Origin of the sequence: Paracoccus sp. 22332 (assembly GCF_052045125.1) — a bacterium.
Lineage (GTDB): Bacteria > Pseudomonadota > Alphaproteobacteria > Rhodobacterales > Rhodobacteraceae > Paracoccus > Paracoccus haematequi_A.
Window position 1 is genome coordinate 53,554 of the sequence record NZ_JBQEOI010000017.1, and the last position, 14,228, is coordinate 67,781.

Annotated in this window: 14 protein-coding genes and 1 pseudogene; 10 read left to right on the top strand and 5 right to left on the bottom strand. The window is 66.3% G+C overall.

Translation table 11 applies throughout. The features are described 5' to 3' along the window. Nucleotide 1: 1 nt before the first annotated feature. Together ACTJI6_RS15585 and ACTJI6_RS15590 are read right to left on the bottom strand one after the other, a co-directional pair. The gene (locus ACTJI6_RS15585) at nt 2–700 is read right to left on the bottom strand and encodes a chromosomal replication initiator DnaA (RefSeq protein WP_440801939.1); all 699 of its coding nucleotides are present in this window, start codon (nt 698–700) and stop codon (nt 2–4) included. Beyond that, a complete protein-coding gene (locus tag ACTJI6_RS15590; protein ID WP_440801942.1) occupies nt 701–1,915 on the bottom strand; it encodes an AI-2E family transporter in 1,215 nt (404 codons plus the stop codon). It abuts the gene before it with no gap. Between the two features lie 131 nt (nt 1,916–2,046). On the opposite strand from ACTJI6_RS15590, the gene proS reads away from it, so the two are divergent. The 7 genes from proS (at nt 2,047) to ACTJI6_RS15625 (ending at nt 9,191) form a co-directional block, all read left to right on the top strand. Next, nucleotides 2,047–3,408 carry a proline--tRNA ligase gene (gene proS / locus ACTJI6_RS15595; protein WP_440801945.1) on the top strand — a complete coding sequence of 454 codons (1,362 nt, stop codon included), beginning with the start codon at nt 2,047–2,049 and terminating at the stop codon, nt 3,406–3,408. After that, a complete protein-coding gene (locus ACTJI6_RS15600; protein WP_440801948.1) occupies nt 3,405–3,896 on the top strand; it encodes a DUF2937 family protein in 492 nt (163 codons plus the stop codon). Before proS ends, ACTJI6_RS15600 begins: the two co-directional genes overlap by 4 nt. Before the next feature lie 114 nt (nt 3,897–4,010). After that, nucleotides 4,011–5,195, top strand: coding sequence for an ABC transporter substrate-binding protein (locus ACTJI6_RS15605; protein WP_440801951.1), 1,185 nt, complete (start codon nt 4,011–4,013; stop codon nt 5,193–5,195). A gap of 114 nt (nt 5,196–5,309) precedes the next feature. After that, nucleotides 5,310–6,101 (top strand): ABC transporter ATP-binding protein, encoded by a 792-nt coding sequence (locus ACTJI6_RS15610; RefSeq protein WP_440801954.1) that lies wholly within the window; start codon nt 5,310–5,312, stop codon nt 6,099–6,101. Beyond that, nucleotides 6,101–6,835, top strand: a complete 735-nt coding sequence (locus ACTJI6_RS15615; RefSeq protein ID WP_126155853.1) for an ABC transporter ATP-binding protein — start codon at nt 6,101–6,103, stop codon at nt 6,833–6,835. Before ACTJI6_RS15610 ends, ACTJI6_RS15615 begins: the two co-directional genes overlap by 1 nt. A gap of 3 nt (nt 6,836–6,838) precedes the next feature. Further along, nucleotides 6,839–7,846 carry a branched-chain amino acid ABC transporter permease gene (locus ACTJI6_RS15620; RefSeq protein ID WP_440801956.1) on the top strand — a complete coding sequence of 336 codons (1,008 nt, stop codon included), beginning with the start codon at nt 6,839–6,841 and terminating at the stop codon, nt 7,844–7,846. A 13-nt stretch (nt 7,847–7,859) separates the two neighbouring features. Continuing rightward, entirely contained in the window at nt 7,860–9,191 is a 1,332-nt protein-coding gene (locus ACTJI6_RS15625; RefSeq protein ID WP_440801958.1) for a branched-chain amino acid ABC transporter permease, read from the top strand. Between the two features lie 102 nt (nt 9,192–9,293). On the opposite strand, the gene ACTJI6_RS15630 is transcribed toward ACTJI6_RS15625, so the two are convergent. After that, the gene (locus tag ACTJI6_RS15630) at nt 9,294–9,824 is read right to left on the bottom strand and encodes a CAP domain-containing protein (protein WP_440801961.1); all 531 of its coding nucleotides are present in this window, start codon (nt 9,822–9,824) and stop codon (nt 9,294–9,296) included. A 102-nt stretch (nt 9,825–9,926) separates the two neighbouring features. On the opposite strand from ACTJI6_RS15630, the gene guaA reads away from it, so the two are divergent. The 3 genes from guaA (at nt 9,927) to ACTJI6_RS15645 (ending at nt 13,042) form a co-directional block, all read left to right on the top strand. Beyond that, nucleotides 9,927–11,486, top strand: coding sequence for a glutamine-hydrolyzing GMP synthase (guaA, locus tag ACTJI6_RS15635; protein WP_440801964.1), 1,560 nt, complete (start codon nt 9,927–9,929; stop codon nt 11,484–11,486). A gap of 320 nt (nt 11,487–11,806) precedes the next feature. After that, on the top strand, nt 11,807–12,073 hold the full coding sequence (locus ACTJI6_RS15640; protein ID WP_440801967.1) for an Arm DNA-binding domain-containing protein: 267 nt from the start codon (nt 11,807–11,809) through the stop codon (nt 12,071–12,073). Nucleotides 12,074–12,082: 9 nt separating this feature from the next. Further along, nucleotides 12,083–13,042: a tyrosine-type recombinase/integrase gene (locus tag ACTJI6_RS15645; protein WP_440801975.1), complete on the top strand. Its 960-nt coding sequence runs from the start codon at nt 12,083–12,085 to the stop codon at nt 13,040–13,042. 45 nt (nt 13,043–13,087) lie between these two features. Here the strand turns inward: ACTJI6_RS15645 and ACTJI6_RS15650 are convergent, their stop codons facing one another. Then, the gene (locus tag ACTJI6_RS15650; RefSeq protein ID WP_440801970.1) at nt 13,088–13,780 is read right to left on the bottom strand and encodes a TrbI/VirB10 family protein; all 693 of its coding nucleotides are present in this window, start codon (nt 13,778–13,780) and stop codon (nt 13,088–13,090) included. A gap of 74 nt (nt 13,781–13,854) precedes the next feature. Further along, nucleotides 13,855–14,228 (bottom strand): annotated as a pseudogene (locus ACTJI6_RS15655) (IS5 family transposase); the annotation flags it as partial.

Here is a 14,228-nt window from a genome sequence, read left to right on the forward strand (position 1 = left end):
ATCAGGTCTCGGTCTCGGATAGACCGTTCAGCAGGTCGGCGGCAATGCGGCGGGTGATCGGGCGCTTGTCGGCCATTGCGGCGCGGTCCATCGCCGCGACAAGCTGGCGGGCCAGGCCCAGGTCGCGGGGCATGTGCAGGACCAGCCAGTCGATCAGGTCGGCGGGAACGCTCTGCTGGCGGTCGGCGAACAGCTTCACCAGCACGGCGGCCAGCAGGGCTTCGTCGGGCGGCCCCAGCCGGACCTGGGGCATCGCATCCATGCGCGACCGCAGATCGGGCAGCACCAGACCCCAGTCGCGCGGCGGCGTCCGCGCCGTCAGCAGCAGCAGGCAATCGCGCGGCGCGCACAGGTTCCACAGGTGAAACAGCGCCTGTTCGGCCCCCGCCGCCCGGCCCGCGCGATCGGCGTCCTCGACCACCAGGGCGCCGCCTTCGACCGCCAGGGCGTCGACGGCGTCCGGGCGCAGCGCCGCCGCCTTGGCCCGACGGGCGCCGTTCTCGGCCGCCCAGAAGGCCGCCAGATGCGACTTGCCGGCCCCTTCCGGCCCGATCAGCAGCATCCGCCCCTGCGGCCAGTCCTGCGGCGCGTCCAGCGCGGCAAGCGCCGCCCGATTGGCGGGCGCGGGCAGGAAATCGGCACGCGAATGGGCGGGCGGCGTGGTCAGGTCCAGCGTCAACTGGCGGAAGGTCGTGCCCATCTATTCGGCTTCGGGATGCCTGCGGGCGATTTCCTCGCGCATCATCTGGATCTGGCCTTGCGCCCGGTGCTGGTCGGCGCTGATGCGCGCCTCGCGGATGGCATTGGCGACGGTGCCTTCGGGGACCAGTTCGACCAGCACCGGCTGGCCCGGATCGGGAGGCAGCGCCTGGCCGGTGAACAGCGCGCTTTCCTGGTATCGCTGCGTCAGGAACCGGGCGATCACCCCCAGGGCGGCGGCCAGCGGCACCGCCATGACCATGCCGACGAAGCCGAACAGCACCCCGAAGACCGACAGGGCCAGCAGCAGCCAGACGGGATGCAGGCCGACATGATGGCCGACGATCTTGGGTTGCAGGTAATTGCCCTCGACGATCTGGCCCAGGGCGAAGATCGCCACCACCATCCCGATCCACAGCGGGTCGCCCCAGAAGCTGAACAGGGCGACGCCGATGGCGGTGGCCCCGCCGATCAGCACGCCGACATAGGGGATGAAGGACAGCAGCGCCGCCATGATGCCGATGAAGAATCCGAAAGGCAGGCCCACGATCATCAGGCCGAAGGCATACCAGGTGCCCAGGATCAGCATCACCAGCCCCTGTCCGCGCACGAAGCCCGACAGCGCCTCGTCGATCTCTCGCGACAGGCGGCGCAGGGTGGGGGCGTGCTCGCGCGGCAGCAGGGTGTCCACCCGATCGACCAGGTGATCCCAGTCCAGCAGCAGATAGAAGGCGACCACCGGCACGATCACCAGGATCGCGACGGCGCTGATGATGCCGCCCACCGACGACAGCAGCTGAGAGGCGAGCGTCCCCATCTGTTCGCCCATGCCCGCGCCCAGGTCGGTCAGCGCGGTGCCGATGCTGCCGTCGGCGGGCAGCAGTTCGGGAAAACGGTTCGACAGGAACAGGCGGCCCTGTTCCAGCATTTCCGGCGCGGTCTCGATCAACGACGTGGCCTGGCGCAGCATGACCGGCACCACCAGCAGCACCACGGCGGCGAAGGCCAGCACCGCGATGACGGTGATGACCACCACCGACATGACCCGCGACAGGCCCGCGCGTTCCAGCCGGTCAGCCACCGGATCCAGCAGATAGGCGACGCCCGCCCCCAGGATGAAGGGCAGGATGGCGTTGCCCAGCAACCACATCGCCAGCAGCAGCGACACAGCCGCAACGCCCCACCACATCAGTTGCTTGTGAATCGGTATGCGCATGGCGGTTCCTGATGTGTCCTGTTCGCCCGGAATGTGAACGGCGCGCGCGGCAGTTGCAAGCGGGCGGTTCTTGGCAAGGCGGGGCCGATCCGGTAACGCTTTGCGCCATATTCGATCAAAGGATCCCGCCCATGCGTCTGTCGCGCTATTTCCTGCCGGTGCTGAAGGAAGACCCGAAAGAGGCTCAGATCGTCAGCCACCGGCTGATGCTGCGCGCGGGCATGATCAAGCAGCAGTCGGCGGGGATCTATTCCTGGCTGCCGCTGGGGCTGCGGGTGCTGAACCGCATCCAGCAGATCGTCCACGAGGAACAGCAGCGCGCGGGCCATATCCCGGTGCTGATGCCGACCATCCAGTCGGCCGACCTGTGGCGCGAAAGCGGCCGCTATGACGATTACGGCGACGAGATGCTGCGCATCACCGACCGCCACAAGCGCGACATGCTGTACGGCCCCACGAACGAAGAGGTCATCACCGACATCTTCCGCGCCCACGTGAACAGCTACAAGGATCTGCCGCTGACGCTGTACCAGATCCAGTGGAAGTTCCGCGACGAGATCCGCCCCCGTTTCGGCGTGATGCGTGGCCGCGAGTTCCTGATGAAGGACGGCTACAACTTCGACCTGACCAAGGAAGACGCGCTGCACGCCTATAACCGGCATCTGGTCAGCTATCTGCGGACCTATGAGCGCATGGGGCTGCGGGCGATCCCGATGCGCGCCGATGGCGGGCCGATCGGCGGCGATTACACCCACGAATTCCTGGTGCTGGCGGAAACCGGCGAATCCCAGGTGTTCTATGACAGCCAGATCACCGACCTGACCTTCGGCGACCGCGAGATCGACTATGACAGCGTGGAGCAGTGCCAGGCCGTGCTGGAGGAATTCACCAGCCGTTACGCCCGCACCGACGAGACCCATGACGAGGCGCTGTTCAACCAGGTTCCCGAGGAACGCCGCCGCAGCGCGCGCGGGATCGAGGTCGGGCAGATCTTCTATTTCGGCACCAAATACTCGGAACCGCTGGGCGCCACGGTGGTCGGGCCGGACGGCGCGCGCACGCCGGTCCACATGGGCAGCCACGGCATCGGCGTCTCGCGCCTGCTGGGCGCCATCATCGAGGCCAGCCACGACGACAAGGGCATCGTCTGGCCCGAGGGCGTGACCCCGTTCCATGTCGGCATCGTGAACCTGAAACAGGGCGACAATTCGACCGACAGCGCCTGCGACGCGATCTATGCGGAATTGCAGGCGCGCGGGCTGGATCCGCTGTATGACGACCGCGACGAGCGGGCGGGGGCGAAATTCGCCACCATGGACCTGATCGGCCTGCCCTGGCGGATCACGGTCGGGCCGCGCGGGCTTGCCGCGAACAAGGTCGAACTGACCAGCCGCCGCACCGGCGAGACCGAGGAGATGTCGCCCAAGGACGCCATCGCCCGGCTGGAACAGATCTATGCGCCGGTTCTGGGCCTGAAGGCGCAGGATCGGTGATCGGCGTGCTGCGGCTGGCGGCGGCGGTCTGCTGCGCCGTCGTCCTGTCGCAGTTCCCGGCCTTTTCCGACCAGTATGTGCAGCGGCTGGGCGGGCAGGTCGACGCCCTGTCCCGCGTCGCCGCCGAATTCGACGCCAGCGCCCAGGCCGCCGGGCTGACCCGCGCGCAGGCCCTGGCCGACCTGTCGGGCAGCGCCTTCCGCGACGCGCATCAGGCGACCATGCGCGATGTCTTCGACCGCCTGGACCGGGCGCGGGCGGACTTGCAGATGCTGCGGCTTGCCGGGCCGCTGGAACGCATGGCCCTGCCCCACCGCCTGCGCGACGCGGAAACGCTGGCCGCCACCTGGGGCGATTTCCGGCCCGCGGTGCCCGTCACGGTTGCGGGCTTCTGGGCCGCGGGCATCGGGCTGGCCTTGGGCTGGCTGCTGAGCGCCCTGCCCGGACTGGCCCTGCGCCGCCGCGACGACCGCCTGGGCTGGCGCTGACCATGCGTCACCCGCCCGAAAAGGCAGGGTTTCTTGGCAATATCCCGCTTTTCTTTTAGGCAAGGCGCTTCTAACCTGCCTGGCAGGACATTGTTCCAACTGGGAGACAATCATATGAAAAAACTTCTTCTGGCCACCGCCGCAGGGGCGTTGCTGGCCGGTGCGGCAAGCGCCGAGGATGTCAAGCTGGGCACCTCGTTCGGGTTCACGGGACCGCTGGAATCCATGGCGCCGCCGATGCAGAACGGCGTCACGCTGGCCGCGAAAGAGGTGACGGACAGCGGGCTGCTGCTGGACGGGTCGACCGTGACCGTGGTGCAGGGCGATTCCACCTGCATCGACGCCGCCGCCGCCAGCGCGACCGTCGAACGCCTGATCACCGCCGAAAAGGTGCGCGGCATCATCGGCGGCATGTGCTCGGGCGAAACCATCGCCTCGTTGCAGAACGTCGCGGTGCCGAACGGCGTGGTGATGATCTCGCCCTCGGCGACCTCTCCGGCTCTGTCCACCATCGACGACCAGGGGCTGTTCTTCCGCACCTCGCCGTCGGACGCGCGCCAGGGCGAGGTGATGGCCGACATCATCCTGGAAAAGGGTATCAAGTCGGTCGCGGTGACCTATACCAACAACGACTATGGCAAGGGCCTGGCCGACAGCTTCGCGGCGGCCTTCACGGCCAAGGGCGGCACCGTGACCGTCAATTCCGCCCATGACGACGGCAAGGCCGACTATTCGGCCGAGGTCGCGGCCCTGGCCGCCGCCGGTGGCGATGCCCTGGTCGTGGCGGGCTATGTCGATCAGGGCGGGTCGGGCATCGTGCGCGGCGCCCTGGACAGCGGCGCGTTCGAGACCTTCGTGTTCCCCGACGGCATGGTCAACGACACCCTGGTCAGCAATTTCGGATCCGAGATCGAGGGCAGCTTCGGCCAGAACCCGGCGGCCGAGGGCGAGGGCCGCGACAAGTTCGTGGAACTGGCCCAAGCCGCGGGCTTCGACGGCACCGCGACCTATGCGGGCGAATCCTATGACGCCGCCGCGCTGATCCTGCTGTCCATGGCGGCCGCCGGCAGCAGCGACCCCGCCGTCTACAAGGACAAGGTGATGGACGTGGCCAACGCGCCGGGCGAAAAGATCCTGCCGGGCGAACTGGGCAAGGCGCTGCAAATCCTGAAGGACGGCGGCGATGTCGATTATGTCGGCGCCACTGCCGTCGAGCTGGTCGGCGAGGGCGAATCCGCCGGGGTCTATCGCCAGATCGAGATCAAGGACGGCAAGATGGAGGTCGTCGGCTTCCGCTGAAGCCTCTTTCATGCTCCGGCCCGGCAGCCATTTCGGTTGCCGGGCCATTTTTCATGACAAAAGCCGCTGAATGCGGTCACACTTCACCAATGGCGTGAAGACGGGGTAACAAGAATGATAAGGGTCGAAGACCTCCACCGGCATTTCGGCGGCTTCCGGGCCGTCGATGGCGCCAGCGTGACGATCGAGACGGGATCCATCACCGGGCTGATCGGCCCGAATGGCGCGGGCAAGTCCACGCTGTTCAACGTGATCGCGGGCGTTCTGCCGCCGACATCGGGCCGCGTCTTCATGGATGGCGAGGACATCACCGGCCTGCCGCCGCACGCGCTGTTCCACAAGGGGCTGCTGCGCACCTTCCAGTTGGCGCATGAATTCTCGTCGATGACGGTGCGGGAAAACCTGATGATGGTGCCCGGCGGCCAGTCGGGCGAGACGATCTGGAAGACCTGGCTGCAACGCGCCCGCATCGAACGCGAGGAAGCCGCGCTGCGCAAGAAGGCCGACGAGGTTCTGGATTTCCTGACCATCCGCCACCTGGCCCACGAAAAGGCAGGAAACCTGTCGGGCGGGCAGAAGAAGCTGCTGGAACTGGGCCGCACGATGATGGTCGACGCGAAGGTGGTGTTCCTGGACGAGGTGGGCGCGGGCGTGAACCGCACCCTGCTGGGCACCATCGGCGACGCCATCGTGCGGCTGAACCGCGAACGCGGCTATACCTTCTGCGTGATCGAACACGACATGGATTTCATCGGCAAGCTGTGCGACCCGGTGATCGTGATGGCGGCCGGCAAGGTTCTGGCACAAGGCCCCGCCGACCACATCATGCAGAACGAGGACGTGATCGAGGCCTATCTGGGCACCGGCCTGAAGAACAAGGTCAAGGCCGCAGGAGGGGCGCTGTGATGCAGTCTCAATCCCAATCGCAGGGCGCGCAGCCCTTCCTGTCGGCGCAGGGGATGCGCGGCGGATACGGCAAGGCCGACATCCTGATGGGCTGCACCCTGACCGTGGACAAGGGCCAGATTGCCGTGATCGTCGGCCCGAACGGCGCTGGCAAGTCCACCGCGATGAAGGCGGTGTTCGGAATGCTGCCGCTGCGCGAGGGCCGCGTCACTCTGGGCGGAGAGGACATCACCGCCCTGTCCCCGCAGCAGCGCGTCCGCAAGGGCATGGGCTTCGTGCCCCAGACCCACAACATCTTCCCGACCATGACGGTCGAGGAGAACCTGGAAATGGGCGCCTTCATCCGCGACGACGACGTGCGCCAGACAATGGAGCAGGTCTATCACCTGTTTCCCGCCGTGGCCGAGAAGCGCAGGCAGGCGGCGGGCGAACTGTCGGGCGGCCAGCGCCAGCAGGTCGCCGTGGGCCGCGCGCTGATGACGCGGCCCCAGCTTCTGATGCTGGACGAACCCACCGCCGGCGTCAGCCCCATCGTCATGGACGAACTGTTCGACCGCATCATCGAGGTCGCGCGCACCGGCATTTCCATCCTGATGGTCGAACAGAACGCCCGCCAGGCGCTTGAGATCGCGGACATCGGCTATGTCCTGGTGCAGGGCGCCAACCGTTACACCGACACCGGGCAGGCGCTGCTGGCCGACCCGGAAGTCCGCCGCACCTTCCTGGGGGGCTGAGCCTTGGATATCCTCAACGCCCTTGTGGCATTCCTGAACTTCGTCTTCATCCCCGCCGCCGCATATGGCGCGCAGCTTGCGCTCGGCGCGCTTGGGGTGACGCTGATCTATGCCATCCTGCGGTTCTCGAACTTCGCCCATGGCGACACGATGGCCTTCGGCACCGCCATCACCATCCTGGTCACCTGGGGGCTGCAATCGCTGGGCGTGTCGCTGGGACCGCTGCCGACCGCGCTGCTGGCCCTGCCGGTGGGGATCGCGGCCACCGCGCTGCTGGTGCTGGGCATCGACCGATCCGTCTATCGCTTCTATCGCGCGCAGAAGGCCGCGCCGATCATCTTCGTGATGGCCTCGGTGGGCGTGATGTTCGTGATGAACGGGCTGACCCGGCTGCTGATCGGCGTCGACGAACAGCGCTTCGACGACGGCGCGCGCTTCCTGATCGGCGTGCGCGATTTCCGCGAATGGACCGGCCTGTCCGAGGGGCTGGCCCTGCGATCCACCCAGGCACTGACGCTGGTTGTGACCGTCATCACCTGCGCGGCGCTGTTCTGGTTCCTGAACCGCACCAAGTCCGGCAAGGCCATGCGCGCCTATTCCGACAACGAGGATCTGGCGCTGCTGTCGGGCATCGACCCCGAACGCGTCGTGCGCCTGACCTGGATCATCGCCGCCGCGCTGATGACCATCGCCGGTGTCCTCTATGGATTGGACAAGTCCTTCCGGCCCTTCAACTATTTCCAGATCCTGCTGCCGATCTTCGCCGCCGCCATCGTCGGCGGCCTGGGCAACCCCATCGGCGCCATCGCCGGCGGCTTCCTGGTTGCGTTCTCCGAGGTCGCGGTGACCTACCCTTGGGTCAAGGTCGCGGGCTATCTGTTCCCCGGCTGGCAGCCCGGCGGGCTGCTGCAACTGCTGGGGACCGAATACAAGTTCGCCGTCAGCTTCGTCATCCTGATCGTGGTCCTGCTGTTCCGCCCGACCGGGTTGTTCCGCGGCAAGTCGGTCTAAAGGGGGGTCCGTCATGTCCACCAACCGTCAAGCCGCCGCCGTCAGCCCCTGGCGCGCGCCCGTCCTGTTCCTGGTCCTGGCCGTCCTTTTCGTGCTGGAGGGCACGGTCAGGAACGGCATGTTCTCGGGATCCTGGAACACCTCGCTGGCGATCCTGAACATGGGCCTGATCTCGGCCGTCGCCGCCCTGGGCGTGAACATGCAATGGGGCTATGCGGGGCTGTTCAACACCGGCGTCGTGGGCTTCCTGGCCATCGGCGGGCTGGCCCCGGTGCTGGTCTCGCTGCCCCCGGTCGAGGGCGCCTGGCAGGCGGGCGGGCCGCGCCTGATCCTGTCGCTGCTGGTGGGCCTGGGCACCCTGGCCCTGGCCAGGATCGTCTATGCCCGCACCCGCCGCGCCTGGACGGTGGCCCTGGTCCTGATCCTGGGCTTCATCGCCTATCGCTGGCTGTTCGACCCCGCCGTCACTGCGATCGAGGCGAATGACAGCGCCCGCACCGGCAATATCGGCGGGCTGGGCCTGCCCGTGCTGCTGTCCTGGGCCGTGGGCGGCGCCTTCGCCGCAGCCGCAGCCTGGGCGGTGGGCAAGGTCGCGCTTGGGCTGCGCTCGGACTACCTGGCCATCGCCACCCTTGGCATCGGCGAGATCATCGTGGCGGTCCTGCGCAACGAGGACTGGCTGGCGCGCGGCGTCAAGAACGTCACCTCAATCCCCCGGCCTGTCCCGTACGAGATCGACCTCCAGCAGAATCCCGCCTTCGTCGATTTCGCCGCCCGCTGGGGATTCGGCACGGCCGAGGCCTCGGGCATCTGGGTCAAGCTGTGCTACCTGTCGCTGTTCCTGGTGGTGCTGCTGGGCATCATCCTGCTGGCGGAACTGGCGCTGAAATCGCCCTGGGGCCGGATGATGCGCGCCATCCGCGACAACGAAACCGCCGCCGAGGCGATGGGCAAGGACGTGACCGCCCGCCACCTGCAAGTCTTCGTGCTGGGTTCGGCGGTGATCGGCATCGCCGGGGCGATGATGATCACGCTGGACGGGCTGATGGCGCCCAACAGCTATAACCCGCTGCGCTATACCTTCCTGATCTGGGTGATGGTGATCGTCGGCGGCTCGGGCAACAACTGGGGCGCGGTGCTGGGCGCCGTGCTGATCTGGTTCCTGTGGATCAAGGTCGAGGTCTGGGGCCCCGGCCTGATCGGCCTTCTGGTCGGCCCCCTGCCCGCCGGCGACATCAAGGCGCATCTTCTGGACAGCGCCGCCCATATGCGCTTCATCGCCATGGGCCTGGTCTTGCTTCTGGTGCTGCGCTTCGCGCCGCGCGGACTGGTGCCCGAAAGATAGCGGCCCTCCCGGCTTTGCCTTGGTCGAAATATCCACGGGGGGACATCGCCGGAACGGCGATGGGGGGCAGTCAGCCCCCCCCTTTTCTTCCCTCGCAGGGGATCAGCCGCAGTCGTCGCCCAGCACCACGCTGTAATACGCCGCGCCATCCGGCCCGATGGCATAACCGCTGCCAACCTGTCGGCTGGACTGGCCCAGCAGTTCGGTCCGCTGCGCCTCCTGCCCCATCCAGCGGGCGACGGCATCCGCCGGGCCACCGCCGCGCCCGACAAGCTGCGCCACGCCGCAGACCGGGTATCCGACCGCCCGCGCCCGATCCAGAACGCTGGATCCGTTCGATCCCTCGACATCCACGCGCCCCGTCCGGGCCATGTCGCAGGCATGGCTCTGGGCGATCTGCGCCAGCAACGGCGCGCCCGCCAGCGGCGTCTTGCCCTGGCCTTGGCGGGCGGCATTGACGGCGGCGTCGATCCGCGCGGCGATCTGCGCATCGCCCCCGCATGGCACGGCCAGGGCTTCCTCGGCCGGGGGAACCGTCGGGGTCTGCCACGGCAATGCGGTGCCGATGCCCTGCTGGCAGGCGGCAAGGACGGACAGGCAGGCAACAGCGGCAAGGGCGCGAAGGACGGGCATAGGATGACCTTTGATGTTCGGGCCGAAAACGCGGGCCCGACCGGGCCAGTTCCGGCGCCCGAATCCCTTGCGCGGCGGCATGGGCGCGCTTAAAGCGCATCCATGACCCAGCACCAGCGCCTTCTCATCATCGACTTCGGATCCCAGGTCACGCAGCTGATCGCGCGCCGCCTGCGGGAACTGAACGTCTTCTGCGAAATCCATCCCTATAACCTGCTGACCGATGAGATCCTGCGCGGCCTGAACCCACAGGCGGTGATCCTGTCGGGCGGGCCGGACAGCGTGACCCGCCCCGGCAGCCCGCGCGCGCCGCAGGCGGTCTTCGAACTGGGCGTGCCGGTCTTCGGCATCTGCTATGGCCAGCAGGTGATGATGGAGCAACTGGGCGGCAGGGTCGAGGCCGGGCACCACGCCGAATACGGCCGCGCCTTCATCGCCCCCGCCGAGGGTCACAAAAGCGACGGCATCTTCGCGGGCCTGTTCCAGACCGGCCGCGAGGAGGTCTGGATGAGCCATGGCGACCGCGTCACCGCCCTGGCGCCGGGTTTCCAGGTCATCGGCACCTCCCCAGGCGCGCCCTTCGCGATGATCGCGGATGAAGGTCGCCGCTTCTATGCCGTGCAGTTCCACCCCGAGGTGCACCACACGCCGGGCGGCCGCCAGATGCTGGAAAACTTCGTCCGGCTGGCGGGCTTCACCGGCGACTGGACCATGGCCGGTTACCGGGACGAGGCGATCCGCAAGATCCGCGAACAGGTCGGCGACAGACGGGTCATCTGCGGCCTGTCGGGCGGCGTGGACAGTTCCGTCGCGGCGGTGCTGATCCACGAGGCGATCGGCGACCAGTTGACCTGCGTCTTCGTGGACCACGGGCTTCTGCGGCTGAACGAGGCCGAGGAAGTCGTGACCATGTTCCGCGACACCTACAACATCCCGCTGATCCATGCCGACGAATCCGAGCTGTTCCTGGGCGCGCTGGAAGGCGTCTCGGACCCCGAGGTCAAGCGCAAGACCATCGGCCGGCTGTTCATCGACGTGTTCCAGCGTTACGCCAACGGCATCGAGGGCGCGGAATTCCTGGCGCAAGGCACGCTCTATCCCGACGTGATCGAAAGCGTCAGCTTCTCGGGCGGCCCCTCGGTCACGATCAAGAGCCACCACAATGTCGGCGGCTTGCCCGAAAAGATGGGCCTGAAGCTGGTCGAACCCCTGCGCGAGCTGTTCAAGGACGAAGTCCGCGCCCTGGGCCGCGAACTGGGCCTGCCGGAAAAATTCATCGGCCGCCACCCCTTCCCCGGCCCCGGCCTGGCGATCCGCTGCCCCGGCGAAATCACCCGCGACAAGCTGGAGATCCTGCGCAAGGCCGATGCGGTCTTCATCGACCAGATCCGCAAACACGGCCTTTACGACGAAATCTGGCAGGCTTTCGTCGCGATCCTGCCGGTGCGCACCGTGGGCGTGATGGGCGACGGACGCACCTATGACTATGCCTGCGCGCTGCGGGCGGTCACGTCCGTGGACGGCATGACGGCGGACTACTATCCCTTCACCCACGACTTCCTGGGCGAGACGGCGACCCGGATCATCAACGAGGTCAAGGGCATCAACCGCTGCACCTACGACATCACCTCGAAGCCGCCGGGCACTATTGAGTGGGAATAATACGGGCCTATCCGAAAGCCGCCGATGACCGCCGATCTCAGCACATAAATTACTGAAATAATTGAATAAATCTACTGCCGTCTATCGCGGTCTATCGCGGGGCAAGCCTCGCGATAGACGGTATGGCTGACGGTATGCCGACTCTTGTCGCATTGCCGAAACAAAGATACCGTCAGGGGCAAGAGAGCTTCTGACGGTATTTTTTTCGACCTTATTCCTTTGGGAATAATAGGAAAATTTTCCGTTCAGATAGGCCGTTTTGGGCCTGACGGTATATCGGGCGGCTCTCAGGCGTTTTTGAGCGATCTCGGAGGCTCAAGATGCTGACTGACGCTGGTATCAAATCACTGAAAACAAAGGAAAAATTTTATAAGGCCGTAGACTGTGACGGTATGTATGTCGTGGTCAATCCCTCGGGGGCGGTCGTGTTCCGGTATGACTACCGCCTCAACGGGCGTCGGGAGACTTTGACGCTGGGCCGCTACGGCGCTTCCGACCTGTCGCTGGCGCGGGCGCGCGAGAAACTGATCGACGCCAAACGTGCCATACTTGAAGGGCGGTCGCCCGCCCGAGAGAAGCAACGCTAGAAGCGCCGTATTAAAGAGGCAAAAAGCTTCGGCGAGTTTGGCGAACGCTGGTTGCTGGAGGCGAAGATGGCCGACAGCACCCGCGCGATGCGCCGCTCGATCTATGAGCGGGACATTCTGCCGACCTTTCGGAATCGGCTGCTGACCGAAATCAGCCCCGACGATCTCCGCGCCATGTGCGCCAAGGTGAAGGCACGGGGAGCCCCGGCCACGGCCGTCCACGTCCGCGACATTGTGAAGCTCGTTTATGCCTTTGCCATCCTGCACGGGGAAAAGGTGCCGAACCCGGCCGATGAGGTTGGGCCTGCCTCTATCGCGACCTTCGTTCCCAAAGACCGCTCACTCTCGCCTGCTGAAATCCGGGTCATGCTCGGCCAGCTTGAGCATGTGCCCACGCTGCCGACGATCCGGCTCGGCATGAAGCTGTTCCTGCTCACCATGGTCCGAAAGAGTGAGCTACAGGATGCGACTTGGGATGAGGTCGACTTGGAGAACGCGGTCTGGTCGATCCCGAAGGAGCGGATGAAGCGATCCAAGGCGCATAACGTCTATCTGGCGCAGCAGGCAATCGACATTCTCATTGCGCTCAAGACCTGCGCCGGCAACTCCAAATATCTGCTGCCGTCGCGCTATGACGCGGATGCTCCCATGTCGCGGGCGACCTTCAACCGCATCACCACCGCTGTCGTGGTGCGAGCGAAGAAGGAGGGCTTGCCGCTCGAACCTTTCACGGTTCACGATCTGCGCCGGACAGGCTCCACGCTCCTGAACGAGCTGGGCTTCAATAGCGACTGGATCGAAAAGTGCTTGGCGCATGAGGATGGGCGCTCGTCCCGTGGCATCTACAACAAGGCTGAATACGAGCACCAGCGCCGCCATATGATGCAGGAATGGGCGAACCTCGTGGACGCTTGGGTGGCGGGCCAGAAATACGTGTCGACGCTGTATCCAGCTCCACCGTCACCTTGACGGGCTTGTCGTCGGGCAGCGGGCCGAGTTTCAGCTTGGTCATGGTCAACCTCCTGCCGCCTCGAACACAAGGTCGCGGGTCACGATGATCCTGACCGGTAAACCGGGCCGGATGGTGAGCGTCGCCGCGACCTGCAACTGGCGCTGCACGATCTGCTGGCCCGCCTGATTGACGGTATCCTGCGCGCCGTCGCGGATGGCCCGGATCAGCCGGTCCTCGTCGCTGGTCGCCAGCTCCGTGCCGACTGCGAGCAAGGTCGAGAGGCCGGCAGCCCGCATCAGATCCCACCAGTGGTAGTCAACACCATCCTCAAGGCCGGCGTAACCACTGGCGTCCGCTCCCGGCAAGCGCTCAAGGACGATGGAGCGGCCGCCCGGCAGGATCAGGCGGTTCCACACCAAGAGCACCCTGCGCTGGCCGAAGGTCACGCCGTCATCGTATTGGCCGATGATGCGTGTTGCACCGCTGCCGCTCTCGGTATCGCCGATGATCCAGCGCGCGGTGTCGCCCGCCGCGATCGGCCCCGTGCCTGTCAGGCTCTCGCCCGGCTCCAGCGCAATGGTCGTGATCTGCCCGACCGCCGCATAGACCTGATAAAGCGCGCCTTCACTCCACGGGTAAATCTGGATGGCGTTGTAGTAGCCTTCCCGGCGCGGCTCAACGCGGGCGGCGGCATTGGCGTTCTCGACGCGGCCGGCCGGCGTGCCGGCTTCGGTGCCGCCGCGCGCACGGTCCATGCCGGGGGCACATGCAACGGCCGGGGCGTGTCGTTGGTGACGGCCGCCTGCACGGTCGGCAGCGGCGGCACGCTGGGGCACCTGTCGTATCGGGTTGCAACTCGCCTCCAATCCTTGAGCCTGCCGAACATGATCTCGATACGGTTGCGGCGCTTGTAGCGGCGTTTGTCGTGCCTGATGACTTTCTTCCTGCCCTTCCGGCCGGGGATGCATGGCTTTATCCCCTTGTCTTTTAACGCATCTCTGAACCAGTCAGCATCATAGCCCCGGTCGGCCAGCATCCACTCCGCCTTCGGCAGGCTGCTCAGCATGGCAGCGGCTCCGGTGTAGTCGCTGACGGGACCGGCGGTGACGAACATGCGGATCGGGCGGCCCTGAGCATCGGCTACGGCATGAAGTTTTGTATTCATGCCGCCCTTCGTGGACCCGATCAGTCGCCCACGCCCCC